This is a genomic window from Qipengyuania proteolytica (genome assembly GCF_019711565.1).
In the GTDB taxonomy this organism is placed as follows: domain Bacteria; phylum Pseudomonadota; class Alphaproteobacteria; order Sphingomonadales; family Sphingomonadaceae; genus Qipengyuania; species Qipengyuania proteolytica.
On the sequence record NZ_JAIGNN010000001.1, the window covers coordinates 312,341 to 333,856 of the forward strand.

Annotated in this window: 20 protein-coding genes and 1 tRNA gene; 4 read left to right on the top strand and 17 right to left on the bottom strand. The window is 64.4% G+C overall.

The annotated features are described in order from the left end of the window. Positions 1 to 82: 82 nt before the first annotated feature. Positions 83 to 1,027: a DMT family transporter gene (locus K3172_RS01485; protein ID WP_221586705.1), complete on the bottom strand. Its 945-nt coding sequence runs from the start codon at positions 1,025 to 1,027 to the stop codon at positions 83 to 85. Then, the gene (locus tag K3172_RS01490; RefSeq protein ID WP_221588927.1) at positions 1,024 to 2,019 is read right to left on the bottom strand and encodes a threonine aldolase family protein; all 996 of its coding nucleotides are present in this window, start codon (positions 2,017 to 2,019) and stop codon (positions 1,024 to 1,026) included. Before K3172_RS01490 ends, K3172_RS01485 begins: the two co-directional genes overlap by 4 nt. Positions 2,020 to 2,069: 50 nt before the next feature. Here K3172_RS01490 and K3172_RS01495 point away from each other — a divergent pair, with 50 nt between their 5' ends. After that, positions 2,070 to 2,369 carry a GNAT family N-acetyltransferase gene (locus tag K3172_RS01495; RefSeq protein ID WP_221586706.1) on the top strand — a complete coding sequence of 100 codons (300 nt, stop codon included), beginning with the start codon at positions 2,070 to 2,072 and terminating at the stop codon, positions 2,367 to 2,369. On the opposite strand, the gene K3172_RS01500 is transcribed toward K3172_RS01495, so the two are convergent. Together K3172_RS01500 and K3172_RS01505 are read right to left on the bottom strand one after the other, a co-directional pair. After that, entirely contained in the window at positions 2,358 to 3,911 is a 1,554-nt protein-coding gene (locus K3172_RS01500; RefSeq protein WP_345725568.1) for a PH domain-containing protein, read from the bottom strand. The two genes, K3172_RS01495 and K3172_RS01500, sit on opposite strands and share 12 nt — an antisense overlap. Then, on the bottom strand, positions 3,908 to 4,372 hold the full coding sequence (locus K3172_RS01505; protein WP_221586707.1) for a PH domain-containing protein: 465 nt from the start codon (positions 4,370 to 4,372) through the stop codon (positions 3,908 to 3,910). Before K3172_RS01505 ends, K3172_RS01500 begins: the two co-directional genes overlap by 4 nt. An 89-nt stretch (positions 4,373 to 4,461) precedes the next feature. Between K3172_RS01505 and K3172_RS01510 the strand changes: the two genes are divergently transcribed. Then, positions 4,462 to 5,433, top strand: coding sequence for an SDR family oxidoreductase (locus K3172_RS01510; protein ID WP_221586708.1), 972 nt, complete (start codon positions 4,462 to 4,464; stop codon positions 5,431 to 5,433). A gap of 59 nt (positions 5,434 to 5,492) precedes the next feature. Here the strand turns inward: K3172_RS01510 and K3172_RS01515 are convergent, their stop codons facing one another. The 11 genes from K3172_RS01515 to K3172_RS01565 form a co-directional block, all read right to left on the bottom strand. Next, positions 5,493 to 5,903, bottom strand: a complete 411-nt coding sequence (locus K3172_RS01515; RefSeq protein WP_221586709.1) for a DUF3035 domain-containing protein — start codon at positions 5,901 to 5,903, stop codon at positions 5,493 to 5,495. Next, positions 5,900 to 6,442: a signal peptidase II gene (lspA, locus tag K3172_RS01520; protein WP_221586710.1), complete on the bottom strand. Its 543-nt coding sequence runs from the start codon at positions 6,440 to 6,442 to the stop codon at positions 5,900 to 5,902. Before lspA ends, K3172_RS01515 begins: the two co-directional genes overlap by 4 nt. Further along, the gene (ileS, locus tag K3172_RS01525; protein ID WP_221586711.1) at positions 6,439 to 9,342 is read right to left on the bottom strand and encodes an isoleucine--tRNA ligase; all 2,904 of its coding nucleotides are present in this window, start codon (positions 9,340 to 9,342) and stop codon (positions 6,439 to 6,441) included. The genes lspA and ileS overlap by 4 nt, the downstream gene beginning before the upstream one ends. A gap of 145 nt (positions 9,343 to 9,487) precedes the next feature. Next, positions 9,488 to 10,540 (bottom strand): glycerophosphodiester phosphodiesterase family protein, encoded by a 1,053-nt coding sequence (locus tag K3172_RS01530; RefSeq protein WP_221586712.1) that lies wholly within the window; start codon positions 10,538 to 10,540, stop codon positions 9,488 to 9,490. Further along, positions 10,537 to 11,463 carry a bifunctional riboflavin kinase/FAD synthetase gene (locus K3172_RS01535; RefSeq protein WP_221586713.1) on the bottom strand — a complete coding sequence of 309 codons (927 nt, stop codon included), beginning with the start codon at positions 11,461 to 11,463 and terminating at the stop codon, positions 10,537 to 10,539. The genes K3172_RS01530 and K3172_RS01535 overlap by 4 nt, the downstream gene beginning before the upstream one ends. Then, a complete protein-coding gene (locus K3172_RS01540) occupies positions 11,460 to 12,641 on the bottom strand; it encodes a dipeptidase (protein WP_221586714.1) in 1,182 nt (393 codons plus the stop codon). The genes K3172_RS01535 and K3172_RS01540 overlap by 4 nt, the downstream gene beginning before the upstream one ends. Next, positions 12,638 to 13,144, bottom strand: coding sequence for a dihydrofolate reductase (locus tag K3172_RS01545; protein ID WP_221586715.1), 507 nt, complete (start codon positions 13,142 to 13,144; stop codon positions 12,638 to 12,640). Before K3172_RS01545 ends, K3172_RS01540 begins: the two co-directional genes overlap by 4 nt. Continuing rightward, the gene (locus K3172_RS01550) at positions 13,144 to 14,199 is read right to left on the bottom strand and encodes a 5-(carboxyamino)imidazole ribonucleotide synthase (protein ID WP_221586716.1); all 1,056 of its coding nucleotides are present in this window, start codon (positions 14,197 to 14,199) and stop codon (positions 13,144 to 13,146) included. Before K3172_RS01550 ends, K3172_RS01545 begins: the two co-directional genes overlap by 1 nt. Next, complete coding sequence (gene purE, locus K3172_RS01555) at positions 14,199 to 14,693, bottom strand: 5-(carboxyamino)imidazole ribonucleotide mutase (RefSeq protein WP_221586717.1); 495 nt, start codon at positions 14,691 to 14,693, stop codon at positions 14,199 to 14,201. Before purE ends, K3172_RS01550 begins: the two co-directional genes overlap by 1 nt. 1 nt (position 14,694) lies before the next feature. Beyond that, on the bottom strand, positions 14,695 to 15,381 hold the full coding sequence (gpmA, locus tag K3172_RS01560) for a 2,3-diphosphoglycerate-dependent phosphoglycerate mutase (RefSeq protein ID WP_221586718.1): 687 nt from the start codon (positions 15,379 to 15,381) through the stop codon (positions 14,695 to 14,697). A 36-nt stretch (positions 15,382 to 15,417) separates the two neighbouring features. Further along, positions 15,418 to 15,573 (bottom strand): hypothetical protein, encoded by a 156-nt coding sequence (locus K3172_RS01565; RefSeq protein ID WP_221586719.1) that lies wholly within the window; start codon positions 15,571 to 15,573, stop codon positions 15,418 to 15,420. A gap of 113 nt (positions 15,574 to 15,686) precedes the next feature. On the opposite strand from K3172_RS01565, the gene K3172_RS01570 reads away from it, so the two are divergent. Beyond that, positions 15,687 to 15,761: transfer RNA gene (locus K3172_RS01570), tRNA-Thr, on the top strand. A gap of 308 nt (positions 15,762 to 16,069) precedes the next feature. Continuing rightward, positions 16,070 to 16,444, top strand: coding sequence for an ATP-binding domain-containing protein (locus tag K3172_RS01575; RefSeq protein WP_221586720.1), 375 nt, complete (start codon positions 16,070 to 16,072; stop codon positions 16,442 to 16,444). Between the two features lie 475 nt (positions 16,445 to 16,919). On the opposite strand, the gene K3172_RS01580 is transcribed toward K3172_RS01575, so the two are convergent. Next, the gene (locus K3172_RS01580; protein ID WP_221586721.1) at positions 16,920 to 19,601 is read right to left on the bottom strand and encodes an RHS repeat-associated core domain-containing protein; all 2,682 of its coding nucleotides are present in this window, start codon (positions 19,599 to 19,601) and stop codon (positions 16,920 to 16,922) included. A gap of 20 nt (positions 19,602 to 19,621) precedes the next feature. After that, positions 19,622 to 21,457, bottom strand: a complete 1,836-nt coding sequence (locus tag K3172_RS01585) for a hypothetical protein (RefSeq protein WP_221586722.1) — start codon at positions 21,455 to 21,457, stop codon at positions 19,622 to 19,624. Positions 21,458 to 21,516 lie beyond the last annotated feature (59 nt).

A 21,516-nucleotide genomic window follows, 5' to 3' on the forward strand; every position in this document is an offset into this window, starting at 1 on the left:
AGAATACCGTGCCGTGGGTGGCCGGGGGGGCGTGGGATGGAACAGCAAGGTCAGGACGGATGTCCAGACCGAAGGCAACACGTTAAGGCTCGGGCGTAGCGCGGCGCGGCGGCGGGGCGCTGCGGCCGCGCATCGCGACGACCATCCCGGCGATCGTGACGATAGCGCCCGCTGCGGGGAGAGGGCCCCAGACGAAGCCTTCGAACAGGGTCGAGAGGATCATCGCCACGATCGGCACCACAACCGAACTGTAGGCCGCCTGCCCCGCCCCCACCTTTCGCACGAGACCGTAGTAGAGCGGGAAGGTCACCACCGACCCGGCGAGGCCGAGATAGAGCACACCGAGGGCATACTCGGGTCGCGGATCGAACTGCGGCGGGCCGTCCATCACCAGCGCATAGGTGGCGTTAAGCCCGACGCCGCAGAGCATCGACCAGGCGAGCAGGGTCAGCAGCGGCTGGCGCTTGGCCCCTTCGGTCGCCTGCACGATGTTGGCGATACTGGCCGAGAGGATGCCACCGACGCATAGCGCCACACCGAGCAGCACCTCGCCCAGAGTGGCGGGGGTCGCACGGTATTCCTGCGCGAACAGCATCGCGACGCCGATGGCGGCAATCGAGGAGCCGAGGACGAATTCGCGCCGGATCGGCTGGCCGAGGAAAATCTTGCCGAGCACCGCATTGGGCACCACCAGCAGCGCAAAGATCACCGCGACCAGGCCCGAGGTGACATAGGCTTCGGCGCGATAGACGAAGCCGAAGTTGAGCGAGAACTGGAACACGCCCAGCGCCAGCACGAACGGCAGCGCGCCCGGCCGCAGCCAGAACGGTTCGCCGCGCAGCCGCGCCAGCGCGAACATGCCGAGCGAGGCGACGACGAAGCGATAGGCGATCGACCAGGCCGGCGGCACGGAAGAAATCTGGTCGCGGATCACCAGCCACGTCCCGCCCCAGATCAGGCTGACGAGCAGGAAGGCGCCGAAATTGCGCGGGGTGAAGAGGCTCTCGCCGCTGCTTGCCGTGCTCATAGGCTGGCGATGGCCCCGGCGAGCGCGCGGGCATCCTCCTCGCGCGTGTTCCAGGCGGTGACGAAGCGCGCGGCATCGGCGCCCCAGTCGTAGAAGCCGAAACCCTGCCCGCGCAGCGCCTCGCGTTCCGCTTCCGTGCAGCGGACGAACAACTCGTTCGCCTCTACCGGATGCATCAGCCGCTCCCCGCAGGCTCCGGCGATCTCGGCCGCGGCCGCGTTGGCGTGGCGCGCATTGGCGAGCCACACGTCGCCGTCGAGCATGGCGTGGATCTGCGCGGCGAGATAGCGGCCCTTGGACTGCAGGTGACCGGCGCGCTTGCGGCGATAGCGCGCGATATCGGCCGCCTCGTCGTCGAAGAACACGATCGCTTCCGCCGTCATCCCGCCGTTCTTCACGAACCCGAAGCTAAGCGCATCGACCGGCCCTGCCGCCTCGCCCGCAGAGCAATCGAGGAAGGCCACCGCATTGCCGAAGCGCGCACCGTCCATGTGGAAGCCGAGCCCGCGCTCCTTCGCCAGCGCGGCGATCGCCTGCACCTCTGCGGGGCGGTAGCTGCGACCGTACTCGCTCGCCTGCGTGATCGAGATCGCGTGCGGCTGGACCTGGTGGACGTCGTCGCGGATCGGGTCGATCACGGCGCGTATCCCCTCGGGCGTCAGCTTCGCGCCCTCGCCTTGCGCCAGCAGCAGCTTCGCGCCGTGGAGGTAGAAGCCGGGCGCGCCGCCCTCGTCCACCTCGATATGAGCTTCTTCATGGCACACGACCCCGCCATGCGGCTGCACCATCGTCGCGAGCGCGAGGCAATTGGCCGCAGTCCCGGTAGCGACCCAGAGCACCGCGCATTCGCGCCCGAACAGCGTGGACATCTTCTCGTCGAGCGAGGCGGAGATCGCATCCCCGTCATAAGGCGCGTCCGGATTGTCCGCCGCGCGCATCGCCTCCCACACGGCGGGATGGACGCTGGCGGCATTGTCGGACAGGAACTGCATCGGAACGCGCATAACCGTGCATGCATTGCTTGCACAGAAAGGAATTTGCGATGAGCGACAGCAACGAAATTACCGTCGAGCGCAAGGGCGACGAAACCAAGGGCGCCTATGTGGTGGACCTGCCCGGCGTCGAACGGCAGGCCGAACTGACGTGGGTCGAGCGTGGCGGGGTGCGCCATGCGAATCACACCTTCGTGCCGCCCGAAATGCGCGGCAAGGGTGTGGCCGCAAAGCTGGTCGATGCGCTGGTTTCGGACGCGCGCGAGCAGGGCTTCAGGATCGCGCCGAACTGCTCCTATGTCGAAGCGGCTTTCCGCCGGAACCCCGAATGGGCCGCGTTACGCGCCTGACTGCTCCATGTCGGGCGCGGCCCCCGATATCTCGGAAAAGTCGGTCGATGAGAGGCTCTCCAGCACCGCCTGTCGCCAAGCCTGTGCGTCTTCGAGCTCCATGCCCTCGATTTCGAACGAGCCGCCGGCAAGGCCGAAGCGCAGGTCGGCATAGCCCCTGCGGCGGGCGAGGGGCCCCTGTGCGAGCTCGACCGACTGGAGCTTGACGCGCGAGCCGATCATCATGCGCGGCGCAAGCCAGCCGTGTCGCGCATAAAGAAAGCGCCCGGACAGGGCGTGCCGGTCAAACCGGTAGAGATAGTATTGGCGCAGCGCGACGATCGCTCCCGGAACAAGCGGCAGCAGGCCGTTCCACGCATAGGGGGAAAAGACAAATACCAGTGCCGAAACCCCGAGCAGGATGCTGCCTTCGATGAGAGCGCTATCGATGCTGGCGCGCGGGCTGCGTCGCTTCCAGTCGAGCCCTTCGGGAGGAAGGGCGAAGCCGGTCGCAGCCGCGATCGGCACGATTTCCCCGATCTGAGCGAAGGGTGCGGCCTCGTGGTTCGAGGATGCCTTGTCGCTCGCAAGGCTCACGACGCTGAGCCCGTACCAGCCGAACCTGCGGCGCAGGAAGCCGGTCGTCAGCTTTAGCGCCTGCACCCGGTGTACCGGCATGACGAGGTCGGTGCGGGTTAATAGGCCGCGGCGGCGGCGCAGGCCTTTCTCCGTACGCTCCAGCCTGAAATCCCACTCGCGCAGCGCAGTGCGCACGACGCCGGTCGTCACGCCCACCCATGCCAGCGTAGCGATTGCGATGGCGATACCCGCCGCCTTCGCCAGCGGGCCAAGACCCGACAGCCATTGCCCCGGCCCCGCGAGCCGTTCCTGCCAGCCGTCGAGATCCCACAGTTCGAAGGGCAGCAGGAATTCGAGCTGCTGCGCAAGACCGCCGAGGACGGCCACGGCGGCGAGCGAGAATTCGAACAATCCGAAGGTGAAGACACGCCGCGGTGGCATGGCGAAGAGCGTTTCGCTAGCCTCTTCGGTGGGGGCCTCGGCAAGTTCGGCTGCGATGCTGCGCCCATCGCGGCGCGCTCGAATCAGCTCGCGCAGCCGGTCACCTTCCTCTTCGGCAAGATAGGCCAGCTTGAGGTCGTCGCCGCCGCCTGCGCCGGTTTCGAACTTTGCCTCGACCAGCCCGAACAGCCGCGGCAGCAACTTCTGCTCGAGGCTGACGTCCTGTATCCGCTCATAGGGAATCGAGCGCGCGGCACGGGACAGCAGCCCGCTCTCGACCCTTATGTCGTTCTCGCGCACGGCATAGGTGAGGCGCGTCCACTGGAGGTATGCGACGGCGAAATTCGCGGCGATCACGAGCAGCACAAAGGGCAGGAAATAGACCGCCAGATCGCCAAGATCGCCATCGTCGAGGATCGTCACCGAGGCGACGCCGATGGGAATGACGAGCTGGGTCAGCATCGTCGCCGCCTTTACCGCGAAGGTGCGCGGGTGGGTGCGCTGAGGCGCATCCATCGCGATTGCAGGCTGGATCGCCGTCACTGCGTGTCGCGCCGGATCGCCGCGCGGATATCCTCGCGGATCGCCACCGCATCGGCATGCGCGAGGCCGGGGAGCGAGACCGAGGCATTGTGCGTGCCCGCCGTGTGCACGGTGAGCGTGGCGAGATGGAACACCCGCTCGAGCGGTCCCTGGTTGACGTCGATATGCTGGACCCGGCCGAAGGGCACCACCGTGTCCGAGCGGAACAATATGCCGCGCACCACGCGCAGCCGTTCCTCCACCAGCGAATAACCGCGCGCGGCATAGCGGCGCATCGGCATGCGGATCAGCAGCCAGAGCGAGAACAGAATGACCGGCAGCCAAACCGCGCCGGTGTATCCGGGAATGGCGATTTCGGCCGCGGTCGCGGCTCCCAGCAGGACCAGCGCAGCGATCGCGAACTGCAGGCGGAGCATGGTGGCGTAGGCCGGGTCGAGCGGCGTGAGAGGCGTGTCGTCCATACCGTCATAGCTAGGCAATACAGCGGCGCGATTCAATCTGGTTTCGCGGCACGTGTGCGCTATGCCTTGCTGCGGAAGAGGAGAGCAGGATGGATATTTCCAAGCTGATGTACCGCGATGGGTTGATGCAGGGCGAGCGCATCCTCGTCACCGGCGGCGGAACCGGGCTGGGGCGCGAGATGGCCGAGGCTTTCGTCAGGCTGGGGGCGGAGGTGCACATCTGCGGACGGCGGCAGGGCAAGCTCGACGAGACCGCGCAGGAACTGATGGATGCGCATGGCGGCACGGTGATCGGCCACGCCTGCGACATTCGCGATCCGGAGGCGATCAGGACGATGGTGGATGCGATCTGGGAGCGCGGGCCGCTCACCGGCGTCGTCAACAACGCCGCGGGGAACTTCATCAGCCGGACCGAGGACCTGTCGGTAAACGGCTTCAATGCGATCAGCGACATCGTCTTTCGTGGGACCTTCTACGTCACGCTGGAAGTCGGCAAACGGCTGATCGCGGAAAAGCGCAAGGCGAGCTTCCTCGCGATCCTCACGACCTGGGTGTGGAACGGCAGCGCCTTCGTGGTTCCCTCGGCCATGAGCAAGGCGGGGATCAACGCCATGACCCAGAGCCTCGCGGTCGAATGGGGCCGCTACGGCCTGCGCTTCAACGCCATCGCGCCGGGCCTCTTCCCGACCAAGGGCATGAGCGCGCGGCTTTCGCCCGGCGGCAGGGGCGGCAATTCGAACGACGAGCTCAACCCGATGGGCCGCCACGGCGAGATGCACGAGCTCGCCAATCTCGCGGTGTTCCTGATGGGCCCGGGCGCGGAATGGGTGAACGGCCAGACCATCGCCATCGACGGCGCGGGTTACCAGGCGACCGGCGGCACCTTCTGGGGCGCCCTCCACGGACTGGGGGACGCGGAATGGTCAGCCATGCGCGACATGATCAAGGGCACGAATGCGAAGGACAAGGCCGAACGCTCGACCTCAGCTAAGGCCGGCCTCTCCCAGAGCACCGAGCGCAGCGAGGCAAGGCCGACCGGCCGCCCGCAGGCGCCTGACTGAGCGCAGCGAAGGAAGAATGGCGCCGAGGACGCACCGACGGAGGTCGGTGCGGAAAACTATCAGCTAGGTATAACCGCCACGGCCGTCGCGCCGTCGCCTTCGGGGGCGGCGATGATGTCGCGGGTGACCGAGCCCTTGGCGACGGTCGCGGTCGCGGGATCGCCGACGCTCGAGCGGATGCCCGGGTCGGCCGCGCCGGCGCGGTCGAGGACGCTGGTTTCGACGCTCGAGCGCGGCGCCGGGCCGCCGAACAGCGCGTCGAGCGCCTGCTCTGCGGTCGAGCCTTCCGCCGGGCGCGGCGCGCCGGGAGCGGGCGGTTCGAGGTTGAAGTCGGGCGGGACCACCAGCGGCGCCTGGCGCTGCACGGCGAACTCGTCCGGACGGTCGCGGTCGAACAGGCCGGTCCCGCCGCAGGCCGCGGTCATGGCGCCGAGCCCGGCGATGATGGCGATACGGGCGAATTTCGTCATTGGGTATTCTCCGCGGCGTCGGGCGCCTTCGTGGTCATGAGATCGTCGACCTCCTTTTCGCGCATGAACACGGCCCGCGCAAGGATGATGACAACGCCGATGGTGATAGCCGCATCGGCGACATTGAAGATGAGGAAGGGGCGGAAGTCGCCGAAATGCAGGTCGGCGAAATCGACCACATAGCCGAGGTCGAACCGGTCCTTGATATTGCCCAGCGCGCCGCCGAGGATCAGCGACAGGCCGAGGATATCGCCGAAGAGCTTCTCGCGCAGCATCCACACGGTCACCACCAGCGCGATCAGCCCGGTGACGAGCACCAGGCCCCAGCGCATTTCGGGCGAGGTCGCCTCGAACATGCCGAGCGACACGCCGAAATTGCGGGTGAAGCGCAGGTCGAAGAACGGCACGATCTCCATCGCCTTGCCGATCTCGTCGATGCCGAGCACCTTGGTGACGTAATTCTTGGACCACTGGTCTACGCCATAGATGCCCAGCGCCAGCAGGCAACCGATCAGGCGGTGCTTCATCACCGGGCTCATGCGGCGCCGTCCAGCTGGGCGACCACGTCCTCGCACCGGTCGCACAGCGCGCCGTCCTCGGGCACGCTGGGCAGATGGCGCCAGCAGCGGCCGCACTTGTTATCGCTGGTCCGGGTCACACTCACCGCGTCGCTATCGCCGCGCGTGACTGACGCGGTGATGAACAGCTCGGCGAGATCCGCGTCGGTGAAGCCTTCGGGCACCGCGCTCGCGGGCACGACCACATCGGCCTCCAGTCCCGAGCGGATGACCTTCTCGCGCCGCAGCGGCTCGATCGCTTCCATGACCTTTTCGCGCAAGTCGCGCAGCTGCTGCCACCTGGCGCCATTGGCGGTAACGCCGGGCACCTTGGGCCATTCGAGCAGGTGGACGCTGCCGCCATCAGGATACCGGCTCTGCCAGACTTCTTCCGCCGTAAACACCAGCACCGGCGCGGCATAGCGCACCAGCGCATGGAACAGCAGATCGAGCACGGTGCGATAGGCATTGCGCTTGGTGCTGTCCGGCCCATCGCAATAAAGGCTGTCCTTGCGGATATCGAAGAAGAAGGCGCTGAGGTCCTCGTTGCAGAAATCGACCAGCAGGCGCGTGTAGGCGTTGAAGTCGTAATCATCGACCGCCTGGCGCAGCTTGCCGTCGAGATCGGCCAGCATGGCGAGCACATAGAGCTCCAGCTCCGGCACCTCGCCCGCATCGCCCATGTCGCCGACGAAACCGTCGAGCGCGCCGAGCAGGTAGCGGAAGGTGTTGCGCAGCTTGCGATACTGGTCGCCGACGCCCTTGAGGATCTCGTCGCCGATACGGTGGTCCTCGGTGAAGTCGACCGAAAGCGCCCACAGGCGGATGATGTCCGCGCCGTACTGCTCCATGACCTTCAAGGGATCGATCGTGTTGCCGAGGCTCTTCGACATCTTCTTGCCCTTGGCATCCATGGTGAAGCCGTGGGTCAGGATCTCGTCGTAGGGCGCGCGGCCGCGCGTGGCGCAGCTTTCGAGCAGGCTCGACTGGAACCAGCCGCGATGCTGGTCGCTGCCTTCGAGGTAGAGGTCGGCCGGCCAGCGCATTTCCGGCCAGCGCCCGCTTTCGAGCACGAAGGCATGGGTGCAGCCCGAATCGAACCAGACGTCGAGAATGTCGGTGACCATCTCGTATTCGTCGGCATCGTAGCCCGAGCCGAGGAATTCGGCCTTGCGCGCCTCGTCCCAGGCATCGACGCCCTCTTCGGCGACGGCGGCGACGATCCGCGCGTTGACCTCGGGGTCCTGCAGATATTCGCCGGTGCCGTTCTTCACGAACAGCGTGATCGGCACACCCCAGGCGCGCTGGCGCGAGAGCACCCAGTCGGGACGACCCTCGACCATCGAGCCGATGCGGTTGCGGCCCTTCTCTGGCACGAAGCGCGTGTCGCGGATCGCGTCGAGCGCGAGTTCGCGCAGGGTCGGCGAACCGGCAGTTGCCGCCTCGTCGATCGTGTTGTCGCCGCCCTCGCCTTCCCAGCGCTGCTCGGCGCGCGAGATGGCGGGCAGATGGGCGAGGTGCTTGTCCATCGGCACGAACCATTGCGGGGTGCAGCGGAAGATGACCTTGGCCTTGGAGCGCCAGCTGTGCGGGTAGGAGTGCGCGTAATCCTCGCTCGCGGCGAGCAGCGCGCCGGCTTCGCGCAGGTCCGCACAGATCGGGCCTTCGGGCGAATTGAACGGCTTGTTGATGACGCTGCGGCGGCGCTCGTCATGCGCACCCAGCCACGGCCAGTCGTCGCGATAGCGCCCGTCACCAATGACCGCGAACTGCGGCTCGATCCCGTTCGCGCGACACAGCTCGAAATCGTCCTCGCCATGGTCGGGCGACATGTGGACGAGGCCGGTGCCGCTGTCGGTGGTGACGAACTCGCCCGGCAGGAAGGGACGCGGTTTGGCGTAGAACCCGCCGAGATGGTGCATCGGGTGGCGCGCGACGGTCCCGGCGAGGTCGGAGCCTTTGCCCGACCAAAGCTCTTCCATCCAATCCGTTGGCTGATGCTCGGGAAGAAAAAGGCGCTGCGCGATGTCCGCAATCAGCTCGCGGGCCACCAGATAGGAGCCGAGCACCTGATTACTTTCACCGCCTCGGACGCGATAAAGGACATATTCGACGTCCGGCCCATAAGCCAAAGCCTGGTTCACCGGGATCGTCCACGGCGTCGTCGTCCAGATCACCGCATGCGCGCCGACAAGTTCCTCGACCGGGCTCTCCACGATCTCGAACGCCACGTCGATCTGGGTCGAGACGATGTCCTCGTACTCCACCTCCGCCTCGGCCAGCGCCGTTTCCTCCACCGGGCTCCACATCACCGGCTTCGACCCGCGATAGAGATTGCCCGCCTCGGCAAACTTCATCAGCTCGGCAACGATGGTCGCCTCGCTGTCGAACTGCATGGTGAGATAGGGATTGTCCCAGTCGGCCATGATGCCGAGGCGCTTCAACTGTTCGCGCTGCACATCGACCCAGTGCTGCGCATAGGCGCGGCATTCGGCGCGGAATTCCTTCGCCGGGACCTGGTTCTTGTCGAGCTTCTTCTTGCGGTACTGCTCCTCGACCTTCCATTCGATCGGCAGGCCGTGGCAGTCCCACCCGGGCACGTAGGGCGCATCCTTGCCGAGCAGGTTCTGCGTGCGGCAGACCATGTCCTTCAGCACATGGTTCAGCGCATGGCCGATATGCATGTCGCCATTGGCGTAGGGCGGGCCGTCGTGGAAGATGAACTTCTGCCGCCCCTCGCGCGCTTCGCGCAGCTGCTTGTAGAGCGCCTCGTTCTCCCAGCGCGATGCAATGCCGGGCTCCTTCTGCGGAAGGCCGGCCTTCATGGGAAAATCGGTCTTGGGCAGGAAGACCGTGTCTCGATAGTCGCGCTGTTCAGACATAGGCTGCGCGCCTTAGCCGTTCGCGTGCCTACTGCAAATACTAGTCATTGCGAGCATAGCGAAGCAATCCAGGTCCTGCCCTCTCTGGATTGCCGCGTCGCCTTCGGCTCCTCGCAATGACTGCAAAGTGACGTAGAGACCTTCGTCAATCGCCCCGCCGCACACGGCGGCGTTCGAGGCCGGCTTGCAGCACTTCGAATTCTTGCGGTCGGCGGTCGTCGAAGCGGGGGAAGAGCGCGGGGATGACGGCAAGCGTGTCATCGACCATGGCATAGCCGTTGAAGCTGGCGGGAATTGCGCCGAGCTGTTCGGGCAGGTCGAGCCCGCGCGGGCGCCCCTCGCCCTGCGGGCCGAGCACCATGATGCGCGCGCCGACCGCGTCCATCCGCGCGATCATGCGGTTGGGCCAGCCCCAGAAGGCCCATTGGTAATTCAGCGGCACGAAGATCGTCCCGCCCCGACAGGCCTCGGGCACGTAGCCGCTCCAGCCGAGCGCGAGATAGGCCTTGGTGCAGGCCTTGCCCTCTTCCATGCTGAAGGCCCAGGCTTCGGGGAAATGGGTGCGGATGCGGTCGACCGGGCCTTGCGCGCCGTAGAAGGCATCGCCCTTCGCACTCGTGTCGCGCCCGGCGGCCTTGAGCGCGGCGGCGAGCAGGTCGGCCTCGGCCGGGTCCTTGCTCTTGAAATTGTAGAGCAGCCGCGCGCGGCCCGAAGCCGCCAGCGCCTCGTCCAGCGTGGGGATTGCGCCGACGCCCTTGCCGCGGAAGGGGAAGGTCTTTCCGCCATCCGCGGTGTAGCCAAAGCCCGCGTCGAGCGCCTTCAGCTGCGCGAGCGTCAGATCGCGCGTCTCGCCGCTGCCATCGGTGCGGCAGTCGACGGTCCAGTCCTGAAACACCGCGATCCTGCCGTCTTTCGTGGGCGCGATATCGACCTCGACGAACCACGCGCCGAGCTTCGCCGCGCGGGCGATCGAGCGGGTGGTGTTCTCGAGGTAATCGTGCACCGGCTGTTCGAGCCGGTCCGCGGTGCAGGTGTCGCGCCCGACCCCGGTCTTGTCATATTGCTGGTAGAGCCCGCGATGCGCGATGAGCTTCACCGAACCCGTCGGATCGGGCGCGAGCCAGCTGGCATTGACCAGCGTCAGCACGAGGAACAGCACCGCCCCGGCGAGGCCGAGGCGCTTGAGCCAGGTTTTCATCCGAGGAGGTCTCTCGCCCTGTCGCAGTCGCGGCCCATCTGTTCGATCAGGGCGTCGAGCGAATCGAACTTCGCCTCGCCGCGCAGGAAGTGGTGGAAGGCCACCTCGATTTCCTGCCCGTAGAGGTCGCCCGAGAAGTCGAAGAAATAGGGTTCGAGCAATTCCTTGGGCGGATCGAATTGCGGGCGCACGCCGATATTGGCCGCGCCCTTCAGCTCCTGCCCGGTGGACAGGATGCGCCCGGTCACCGCGTAGATGCCATATTTCGGGCGCAGGTAATGTTCGACCGGAAGGTTTGCGGTCGGATAGCCGATCTCGCGCCCGCGCTTGTCGCCATGCTGGACGACGCCGCGAATGGCGAAGGGTCGGGTGAGGAGACGCGCAGCCTCCTGCGGGTCGCCTTCGCGCAAGGCATCGCGGACGCGGCTGGAGGAGACGGGCGCGCCGTGGTCGAGGACCGGCGGCACGGCGCGGGCCGCAATGCCAACCTCGCGGCCCAGTTCGACGAGGCGCGTAAAATTCCCGCCCCGCGCCTTGCCGAAGGTGAAATCCTCGCCCGTCACCACCCCCGCCGCGCCGAGGTGTTCGGCGAGCAGCTTCTGCACGAAATCCTCCGCAGTGGTGCCGGCCAGTTCGCGATCGAAATGGAACACCAGCATCGCGGTCGCCCCGGCGGCGAGATAGAGTTCCTGTCGCTGCTCGAGCGTGGTCAGCCGGAAGGGCGGCGCATCGGGCTTGAAATGGCGGACGGGATGCGGATCGAAAGTGGCGATGATCGAGGGACGGCCCTCCTCGCGCGCCCAGCGGATCGCCTCGCCCGCCACCGCCTGGTGGCCGAGATGGAAACCGTCGAAATTGCCGAGCGCGATGATCGCGCCACGCAGGCTCTCTGGCAGCGGATCACGATGGTCGAGAAACCTCACGCCGCACCTCCTTGGGGCACCAGCCCTTCGCCGATGACGCGCAGCGCATTGCCGCCCATAGCCGCGCGGATTTCGTCCTCGCTGAAGCCTTCGTCCATCAGGGCCTGCGTCACCTGGACCAGCTGAGCGGTATCGAACCGCACGGTTGTCGCCCCGTCGTAGTCGCTGCCGAGCGCGACGTGCTCGATGCCGACTAGATCGCGGACATGCTTCATCGCCTTCGCCGCAGCCCGCGGCGAGGTATCGCAGACCGCACCCTCCCAGTAGCCGACGCCGATGATCCCGCCGGTTGCCGCGACGCCGCGGATTTCCGCGTCGGTGAGGTTGCGGTTGACCTCGCAGGTCGCCTGCACCCCGCCGTGGCTCGAGACGACAGGCCGCTGTGCCATGGCGAGAATGTCGGCGACGCACTGGTGGCTGCAATGCGCGATATCGACGATCATGCCCATGCGCTCCATCCGGCGGACGACATCGCGGCCCATGGGGGTCAGCCCGCCCTTCTCCAGCCCGTGCATCGACCCGGCGAGCGCGTTGTCGAAGAAATGCGTCAGCCCCGCCATGCGCATGCCCACGGCGTAGAGCCGGTCGAGATTGTCGGGATTGCCTTCGAGGCTCTGCAGCCCCTCTGCGCTGAACAGCGCCCCGACCGGCCTGTTCGCGTCGGTGCGGGCGCGCAGCAGCCGCTCCAGATCGGTCGGGGACCACACCTGGTAGAGTCGCTCGCGCGCGGTTTCGACCGCCGCCTCCAGCTTTTCGGCATGCCATAGCGAGCGTTCGAGCAGGCTGTTCCACGTGCGGATCGGCTGCAGCTGCGCGACGGCCAGCAGGGTGATGTTGTCGGTATCGGCGCCATTGGCGTCGTAGTTCTGCCCCTTGGGCGTCTTGGTCACGCTGGAGAACACCTGCAGCGCGACATTGCCCTGCTGCAGGCGGGGCAGGTCCATGTGTCCGCGATCCGCAGCGTCGAGCAGGTCGCGCTTCCACAGCAACGTGTCCGAATGCAGGTCGACGATGGTGAGCGTCGCATGGAGCGCCTTTGCCTCCTCGGACACTTCGATCAGCGGCTTGCCATCGATACGGTTCATGCCGCGCTCGACGATACCGGGGCCGAGAGCGAAGAACGCCCCGGCAAGGGTGAGGACGAGCACGCCCGCGCCGATAAGCAGGCGCCGCCTCATCGTGCGCGCTCGAGCGTCACGAAGCTGTAGGCGGGCAGGTCGCCCTCGGCGGCGAAATCCTCGCGCCCGACCACTTCCCATTCGGGGCCGAGCGGCGGCATGAAGGTGTCGCCTTCGAAATCTGCGTGGATTTCGGTCAGCTCCACCCGGTCGGCATGCTCCATGAACACGTCGTAGATGGCCGCCCCGCCGATGACCGCGACCTCGCCCCCGTCTTCGCCCACACCCGCCGCTGCCAGCGCTTCCTCTACCGAGCGAACGACCTCGGCACCCGCCGAATCCCAGCGCTCCCTGCGGGTCAGCACGATGTGGCGACGGCCCGGAAGCAGTCCGGGCAGGCTCTCGAACGTCTTGCGGCCCATGATCATCGGCCGCCCCTGCTTCTCTGGCCCCATGGTCAGCGCCTTGAAGCGCTTCAGGTCAGCCGGGAGATGCCACGGCAGCGCGCCGTCCTTGCCGATGCAGCCGTTCGCCGCGCGCGCATAGATCAGGAACAGGCCCATTACCGCTCCAGCCGGGTGACATGGCCCATCTTGCGGCCCTGGCGCACTTCGGCCTTGCCGTAATCGTGGAGATGCGTGTCGGGCTGGCCGAGAAAATCCTGCGCAGTCGTGATCGCATCGCCGATGATATTGGTCATCGTCACGCCCCGGGCGACCGTCGCCGTATCGCCGAGCGGCAGGCCCGCGACCGCGCGGATGTGGTTCTCGAACTGGCTGGTGACCGCGCCCTCGATCGTCCAGTGACCCGAATTGTGCACGCGCGGGGCCATTTCGTTGAAGATCGGGCCTTCCTTGGTGGCGAAGAATTCGAGCGTGAGCACGCCGACATAGCGCAGCGCATCGGCGACCTGTTCGGCCAGACTGCGCGCTTCGTCGACCTGCGCCTCGATCGCGAGTCCGGCAGGCAGGCTGGAGGTCGCGAGGATCCCGCCCTCATGCGCATTGCGGGTCGAATCCCAGACGCGCATCTCGCCGTCCTGCCCGCGCACGAGGATCACGGAGAACTCGGCTTCGAACTCGACATACCCTTCGTAGATCAGCGGCACGTCGGGCAGGCGCAGCGCGTCGGCGTCGCGGGCAGAGCCGATCCGCCACTGGCCCTTGCCGTCGTAACCGTCGCGCCGGGTCTTGAGGATCCCCGGCGCGCCCAGCCGGTCGACCGCGGCTTCGAGATCGGAGCGGGAATCGACCCGCGCATAGGCGGCAGGCCGTCCGCCGAGCCCTTCGACGAAGCGTTTCTCCGCCAGCCGGTCCTGCGCCGTTTCGAGCGCGCGCGGGTGCGGAAAGATCCGGTCGGCGGGAATGGCCTGCGCCGTGGCGACGGGCACGTTCTCGAACTCCCAGGTGACAACGTCGCACTGGGCTGCGAAGGCCGCGAGTGCCGCGGTGTCGTCCCATTTGTTCGTGAACACGTCGTCGCACACGCAGCTCACGACATTGTCGCCCTCAGGCGCATAGGCGATGCAGCGGTAGCCGAGCTCGGCGGCGCTCATCGCCATCATGCGGCCCAGCTGGCCGCCGCCGAGGATGCCGATCGTGCCCCCACGCTCCAGCATCAGTCGACCGGCCGCTCGGTCACGGCCTCGCTCCGGGCCCGGCGCCAGTCCTGCAGCCTTCGCGAGAGGGCGGGATCATGGTTGGCGAGGATCGCGGCGGCCAGCAGCCCGGCATTGGTCGCACCGGCCTTGCCGATGGCCAGCGTGCCGACCGGGACCCCGGCGGGCATCTGGACGATCGAAAGCAGGCTGTCCTCGCCCGAAAGTGCCCTGGACTGCACCGGCACGCCCAGCACGGGAAGATGCGTGAGGGCCGCGATCATGCCCGGCAGGTGCGCCGCACCGCCTGCGCCCGCAATGATGACCTCGAAGCCCGCAGCCGCGGCACCCTTGGCGAAGTCGTACATGCGATCGGGCGTGCGATGGGCGGAAACGATACGGACATCGCTGTCCACGCCCAGCTCCTCGAGCACTTCGGCGGCGCAGGTCATGGTCTCCCAGTCCGACTGGCTGCCCATGACGATCGCGACCTTGGGTGAGCTTTGGGCGCTCATCTCACGCGTCCTTCAGGTAATAGCGTTCGCCGGCCACATGGGTGCCGTCGAAGTCGTAGATGATCGGCTGGCCGGTCGGGATTTCGAGGCCGGTGATCTCCTCGTCGGAAATGTTCGACAGGTGCTTCACCAGCGCGCGCAGCGAATTGCCGTGGGCGGAGATGATGACGGTCTCGCCCTTGCCGAGCTGCGGCAGGATCGCCTCTTCCCAATAGGGCAGCACACGCTCGATCGTGAGCTTCAGGCTCTCGGTGCGCGGCACGTCGATCCCGGCGTAGCGCGGATCGTCCGACAGGTCGAACTCGCTACCCTGTTCGAGTTCGGGCGGCGGGACATCGAAGCTGCGGCGCCAGATGTGGACCTGCTCGTCGCCGTGCTTCTCGCGCGTCTGCTGCTTGTCGAGGCCGGTGAGGCCGCCATAGTGGCGCTCGTTGAGGTGCCAGTCGCGCGTCACCGGGATCCACAAGCGGTCGCAGGCTTCCAGCGCGATGTTGAGCGTCTTGATCGCGCGCTTCTGCACGCTCGTGAAGGCGGTCGTGGGGAGGACGCCCTTTGCCTTCATCAACTCGCCCGCCGCGCGCGCTTCTTCTTCGCCCTGTGCCGTCAAGTCGACGTCCCACCAGCCGGTGAAGCGGTTGGCGAGGTTCCACTCGCTCTGGCCATGGCGGACGAGGATCAGTTTCGACACAGAAGGCTCCCGTTATTCCCCTAGGAGCAAGGCGCGTTAGCTGCCCGCATCGCCCTTGGGAAGGCTTTGCGCATCCGATTCGCGCATTTCGCGCCCCAGTTCGCGTCCTTGGGCCTTCCGGCGGCGCAGGTTCTCGCGCAATTTCGCGGCCAGGCGTTCCTCGCGGCTCATCTTGTCGTTTTCGGCTGTCATCTTGCACGCTTCTTGCGAAATTCGCGCCGGGGCTCAAGCGAAGGTTGACTTATCCGTGGTCTCTGCCATTAGCGCGCGCCTCCACCCCGCGAGGTTTCCCGCGGCGGATCCGTGCTGCTGTAGCTCAGTGGTAGAGCGCACCCTTGGTAAGGGTGAGGCCGGGAGTTCAATCCTCCCCAGCAGCACCATTTTCTTCCGAGCATGTGATGGGTGGGGTGTAAGCGCCCATGCCGTCTCCACGGAGAGTGCCGCCTGCCTGGTGCGGGCACTAAGGGCTTGGGGTTCGGTGTTAAACCTCCTCTGTGATGGGCCTATCCAGACTTCTTTGGCAACACCCATCGCTTCTTAAATTGGAGCTTCAATCTGCTTGAGAAAGGGGCTCTTGCGCACCGGCAGATCTCGAAAGCTTGAAGTTCGAGTGCGGCTGCTTGCATTGGGATGCGGTGTCGGGCCACAAACTCGTAGAGGCATCGTCGACCTAGTTGGCGCGGGGCGATTGAACGGGCATACCCCCAGCGTGGTCGGGATCGATCCGCAGCGGGGCGGCATTGCCATCGAGCGCGAGGACGGCAAGCAGGAGGCGCTCGATCTCTCCCGGCTCGCCGATCGGCATATTTGGCCAGGTTGGGTCTGCACCATCCATTCCGCCCAGGGCGAAACCGCCGAGCGGGTCATGGCCCATCTGGAAAGCTTCCACGCCAACACCGTCGATGCGCACGCCGTCTATGTTGCGATCAGCAGGGCGAAGGATGCGGTCGCGCTCTATACCGATAGCCGCGCCAGGCTCACTGAGGCGCTCGGACTACGCGACGGCGCGCAGATCGGGGCGATCGACGAGGTCAGGCGGGCGGTGGGGGTGGCAATGGGATAACGGAGACATCCCGTCCGGTGCGCTATACGTAATCCGGCAGGGTCGGATCAATAAGGAGAGTGGTCAACTTGAACTCTCACGAATGATGTTTCTAATTTTGATACTGAGTATCCAGTTGTCTTAACGTATGCGCATCGTGAAGTTAGTTCCGATGCTGACACATCATTATCAAATAATATGGAAAAATATACAGTCGTTCCTTCAGTTCTGTCGGTTTCGACATCAGCAGGGTAATACATGACAGATCCTCGCGCATCGCAAGGGCCGACAGCAACGTAATATTTTCCGCTTTTAGTTAGTTGCCGGACCCCATCTTCGTTTCGAAGCGCAAATGATATTACAGCATTCTTCCCATCGAGCATGACAAGACGAGCGCTTTGAGCTTCGATCTGTGACGTGCACGAAATTGCGAGTGTAGATACCATCCCGAGGCATAGGATTCTAACAGGACCACTCCAATTGTCTCGCATAGACTTTAACATGACTCAGACAGATCAGCACGTTGACAAGGAGCAGGAGTGGTTTCTTGGGCTTCGAAAGCGCGAATGGATGTTTGGACGTTCCCGTCACGCATCATTCCGCCGAACTCATCGTGATTGCGATCGAAGGTCATATTCACATCGGCTTGTCCCGTTCCACGCGTTTTTCCCCCAATAGAAGCGATAGTGTCAGACCAATCTCTTTCTTGAGGGTTTGCCTCGATATTTATCCAATGATCGATTTGATCAGTTGGTATCGACGAAAAGTCATTACCAACGGGATCGACCGTAACGAGCAGATCAACCTTAACCCCACTACTTTCGATGGCTTTTATAGCTCTCGCACCTCCCCAGCTATGGCCGACGATAATTATTTTTTCGCCTCGGTCGGCAGCATCGCGAAGCGCCTGTCTAAAGTCGACCGCTTCGAAATGTTGAACATAGGTGCCGCGCCCCTTCGCATAGTCTTTCACGATTGAATGACCGTATCCATCACCCCCGCCGCCAACATAAAAAGTCTCTCTTCCATTCGGATCGATCGCGTTGATGGGATCATTTCCGACGTATGCGTAAAGGTTGAACTGGTCCTCGTAGCCGATCGGATCGGTTTGCATGAACCTGCCCAGCGTGGGCGAGTAGATGCGGGCCTTGTAGTAATACATGCCCAGCTCGGGCACCCACGCCTGGCCGGTGTAGCGGAACCGGCCCTTGGTCGCGATGTCGTTACCGCTCGTGGTGTCTGGTATACCGTATTCGTCGTAGGTGTTGGTCGCGGTCGCGGTGCCCTGGTAGTCGGTCACCGCGACGATCGAGCCGCGCGGATCCGCGTGGAGGTACCGGCGGCCCGCAGAGGCTACCTGGCTGCCTTCATACCAGATCAGCGGATCATCCGCTTCGACGTTCGAACCATGGACATAGCGCCGCAGCAGCGTCCCCGAACCGTTGTATTCCCCGATCAGGGCATTGCCGTCATAGGCGAAGCGCTGCGTTCCAAGTGCGCCGCCGGACACCTGGTACAGCCTGCCGGTCGGATCGTATTTGAAGGCCGCCTGCAAGGTGCCGCCATAGGCGAGCGCGGCACAATCGGTGTTGGTCTGGACCCGCTTCTGAACCAGGCGGTTCTCGATGTCGTACAGGTACACGCTGGAGCCATCGGCGGTAAGATTGCCATTGGCGTCATAGCAGAAGGCGGCGCTGCCGGCATTTTGATATTGGTTGAGGCCATTGGCGGTGTAGTTGCGCGCCAGATTGACATGTCCATCCCACGCATAGGCGTCGTTGCTCCGCGATGCGATGAGGATCTGCGAGGCGGGATTGCGCGTGTACCCCCAGCTCACATCCCTGCCTGTGCTGTTGAGGTCGATGCCGAGCGAGCTCAGCCGGCCGGCATTGTCATAACCGTAGATCGACCTGTTCGCCGAGGCCGTCGCATAGGTCCATGCGAACTGGGCCGGCAAGCCGCGATTGTTGTAGGCTGCCGTGCCGAGCACGGTGGTGCCTTGCACCAGATTGGTCTGGCGATTGAGGCCATCGTAATCGAAGGTCCAGTATTGCCCATCGGGATGGGTGACCCGGGTCCGGTTGCCGTTGGGGTCATATTGCGACGACACGGTGCGCGTGACGCCGTCGGTGTTCTGGGTCTCGGAAACCAGGCGGCCGAACCCGTCATAGGCATAGGCGACGCCGACGCCTGCCAGGCTGTCGAAGCGCGCCTCGGTCTGGATGCCGCGCAAGTCATAGGCGTAGTAGACGTCCCGCCGGTCGGACGCCGCCAAACCGGCTCTGGCGGGCAGATCCTTGACCGTCATGCGGTTGAGTGCATCGTACCGGTAGATGATCACCGACCCATCGCGCTTGCGCAAGCTCGACCGGTTGCCGTTGGCATCGTAGGCATATTGCTCGTAATCGGCCGCGTTGATCGCGCCCGAGGAAGACAAGGCAGTAGCCTGCGTGCCCGGATTGTAGTTCGATGGCCGGGTCGCCGAGGGGAATATCCACTTGGTCTGCCGGTCGAAGCCGTCATATTCCAGCTTCGCCTTGTTGCCATTGGCATCGATCACATATTCGATCTTGCCATTGCTCGTGTAGCTGTAGGTGACGTCGGCGATTTCGATTGATGTCCCCACCGCCTTGCGCAGCTGCAGCACCTGGCCAGCCGCATCGTAGAGCGTCCTGGTAATTCGATCGGGACCGTTCGATCCCGTCGTGCCCGGCGTACACGCACTGGCAGGCAGGCTGCCGTAAACAGCCGGATTCATCCGCACAGCCTGGCATTCGAGCCGCCCGAGGCCGTCATAACTGTATTGGGTGAGGCTTACCGTAGTGCCATCGGCACCCTTGATGCGATCGGTGACCTTTCGACGATGCGTATCGTAAGTCGTTTCCGCGATCGTTTGGACGCTGAATGCCGTACCCCAGCTTGCAGGCGCAATGGCCTCGCCCTTCCAGATCGACAGCTCGCCGGTTTCAACCTTGGTCGGCAATCCGCGCGCATCATAGGTCGTGCGCGTTGCCAGATACCCGAGCGGGCCCGAACCGTCGGGATCGGGCGAGATGGTGCCGGTGACACGGCCCATCGCGTCATAGCGCATGTAGCTGGTATAGGCAGACTGGGCCGCGAGCTGAACAGGGACCGCCGCCACCACGCCAGCGCCGATCACATAGGCAAATTTACGCATCTGCACCCCTCCAGCCCTGCTCACGGACAACTCGTCAAACCAGCCTTGGGCTGCGTTTCCGAGATCTTTTCGCCAAAGTAATTATAGCCATAGCAAGTGCGCTGCGTTTCCAACTGGCCGGAGCTGTTGACCGCAGTCACGGCTACGCCACGAAGCAGCAGATTGTTGGGGCCGGCGGTCGGGCCGTAATCATATTGCGTCACGACTTCATCCGATGTGCCCTGGCAGTTCTCGACCGTGCGACAGGTCGAGGTGCGCGTGAGCATGGAAACAGCGCTGCCGGCGGGAACATAGCCGCCCGTCGAATTAAGGACCATTGCCGTCCGCATCGTGTATTGATGGCGCGTTACGGGACGCGCGGCTCCGGGGGCGGGTGCCGGTTCGGTTTTGGTCAGAACCTGCCCGCGGGCGTTGTAGGTGTATTCGGTACGATTTCCGCTGGGATCGATCACCGCAGTCGGCAGGTTGCAATAGGCCTGCGTCGCCGTGGTGCAGCTTGGCGGATATTCGTAGGTTGTCGTCAAATACTGGCCGGATACTTTCGATCTGACCTGAGCCGAGATGACATTGAAACGTCCGTCAAATGTATAGGTGACGCCGTTCCCTTCGGGAAACGTTACGCTCGCGACATCCCCTTTGGCGTTATAACCATACCGTTTACCTCTCGACAGCGCATCCTGGACACCTTCCAGAATTAAACGACCTGTAGGCCAGATCGCGCCCGCTTGATACGCTTGCGAAGATTTGTGGCGATTCCCATTTATGGAAGAATCAATAAGAACTTGGAACCCCATAGTAGCGTATTGATTTATACTATAAGGATAGATTCTACTGTTGTAAGTTACAGGGACGCCATCGGCGTATAGGTTGTCGATCAGAATGTCATTGTGAGTGGTTCTATCCACTCCGTTGATACTGGGCTGCCCATGACGCCCGTATATGATGGTGACGTCGGCGGCGGTTGAGCCAGGATACCTGATTTCTGTCGGGTAGTAATATGCCGTCCCGGTGCCGCTGCACCCCCAGGATTGACCACCCCACCCATTACTTATGACGCGGCAAGGATCCCGATCGTACGCCCAGGCAGAGATGAACTTGACCTGGGTGACCTCTCCGTCGGAATTTGTCAGGGACATCGATACGGAGGCCGGCGGGCTCGCGGCGTCCCATCCGGGCGATGTGACCGAAGCAGTCCGATTTTCCGTGAAACCGGAACACGCCTGGTTGAGGTCTGGCGAACAATAATCGCGAGCCATGTTGACCGCCCGCAAGCCTCTCAACCAGAAGCCGAAATTGTTACGCATCTCACGCATGTTGGGCGCAACCGGATCAAATGTCCCGCTGGTGCTCCCGGCCCAAACTTCGCGACCGTCGGGATAGATGAGCTTCATCCCCGGGCCTTCGATAATCTTCACGCCGTACTTGTCGGTGAACGTGCTCCCGTCGAAAGTGTCGCCGGTTGCATACTCCGGCTGCCAGACGGTGGTGCCCGATTTACGACGGAACTTGCTCGCCCCACCCGGATAGCGAAAGACTTTCACATCGTAAAAATCGGGAAGATCGCCAGTCGAGAAATTCACCTGCCTCGTGTCGACGTTGAATGTCGATTGCGTGAAAAGGTATCGCCCATCCTGCGGCGCATAAGTCCACGTGAGGGCATAGGGCGCCGCACCGCCGATGGAGACCAGCGGAATGCTCAATCCGCCATAGCGGCCGGACTTGAGCTCTACCCCGAACTCGTCGACCGCTGGATTCTCGATCGGCGGCGGCAACTCCCCTTCGGCACGCGCGGCGTACGGCAGCGATGCTGCGACAAGAGCGATTGCAACAGCGGGATAATTGAGATCGCAGCGCATAGATTGACCCGTCCGATTTCCGAAAAACAACGTAGAATTGTGAAAGCCTTAAGCTGCAA

Bases quoted from the DNA above. Each gene is read 5' to 3' on its own strand.
- K3172_RS01485 (WP_221586705.1), bottom strand. From the start codon at position 1,027: ATGAGCACGGCAAGCAGCGGCGAGAGCCTCTTCACCCCGCGCAATTTC.
- K3172_RS01490 (WP_221588927.1), bottom strand. From the start codon at position 2,019: ATGCAGTTCCTGTCCGACAATGCCGCCAGCGTCCATCCCGCCGTGTGG.
- K3172_RS01495 (WP_221586706.1), top strand. From the start codon at position 2,070: ATGAGCGACAGCAACGAAATTACCGTCGAGCGCAAGGGCGACGAAACC.
- K3172_RS01505 (WP_221586707.1), bottom strand. From the start codon at position 4,372: ATGGACGACACGCCTCTCACGCCGCTCGACCCGGCCTACGCCACCATG.
- K3172_RS01510 (WP_221586708.1), top strand. From the start codon at position 4,462: ATGGATATTTCCAAGCTGATGTACCGCGATGGGTTGATGCAGGGCGAG.
- K3172_RS01515 (WP_221586709.1), bottom strand. From the start codon at position 5,903: ATGACGAAATTCGCCCGTATCGCCATCATCGCCGGGCTCGGCGCCATG.
- lspA (WP_221586710.1), bottom strand. From the start codon at position 6,442: ATGAGCCCGGTGATGAAGCACCGCCTGATCGGTTGCCTGCTGGCGCTG.
- ileS (WP_221586711.1), bottom strand. From the start codon at position 9,342: ATGTCTGAACAGCGCGACTATCGAGACACGGTCTTCCTGCCCAAGACC.
- K3172_RS01530 (WP_221586712.1), bottom strand. From the start codon at position 10,540: ATGAAAACCTGGCTCAAGCGCCTCGGCCTCGCCGGGGCGGTGCTGTTC.
- K3172_RS01540 (WP_221586714.1), bottom strand. From the start codon at position 12,641: ATGAGGCGGCGCCTGCTTATCGGCGCGGGCGTGCTCGTCCTCACCCTT.
- K3172_RS01545 (WP_221586715.1), bottom strand. From the start codon at position 13,144: ATGGGCCTGTTCCTGATCTATGCGCGCGCGGCGAACGGCTGCATCGGC.
- K3172_RS01550 (WP_221586716.1), bottom strand. From the start codon at position 14,199: ATGCTGGAGCGTGGGGGCACGATCGGCATCCTCGGCGGCGGCCAGCTG.
- purE (WP_221586717.1), bottom strand. From the start codon at position 14,693: ATGAGCGCCCAAAGCTCACCCAAGGTCGCGATCGTCATGGGCAGCCAG.
- K3172_RS01565 (WP_221586719.1), bottom strand. From the start codon at position 15,573: ATGACAGCCGAAAACGACAAGATGAGCCGCGAGGAACGCCTGGCCGCG.
- K3172_RS01580 (WP_221586721.1), bottom strand. From the start codon at position 19,601: ATGCGTAAATTTGCCTATGTGATCGGCGCTGGCGTGGTGGCGGCGGTC.
- K3172_RS01585 (WP_221586722.1), bottom strand. From the start codon at position 21,457: ATGCGCTGCGATCTCAATTATCCCGCTGTTGCAATCGCTCTTGTCGCA.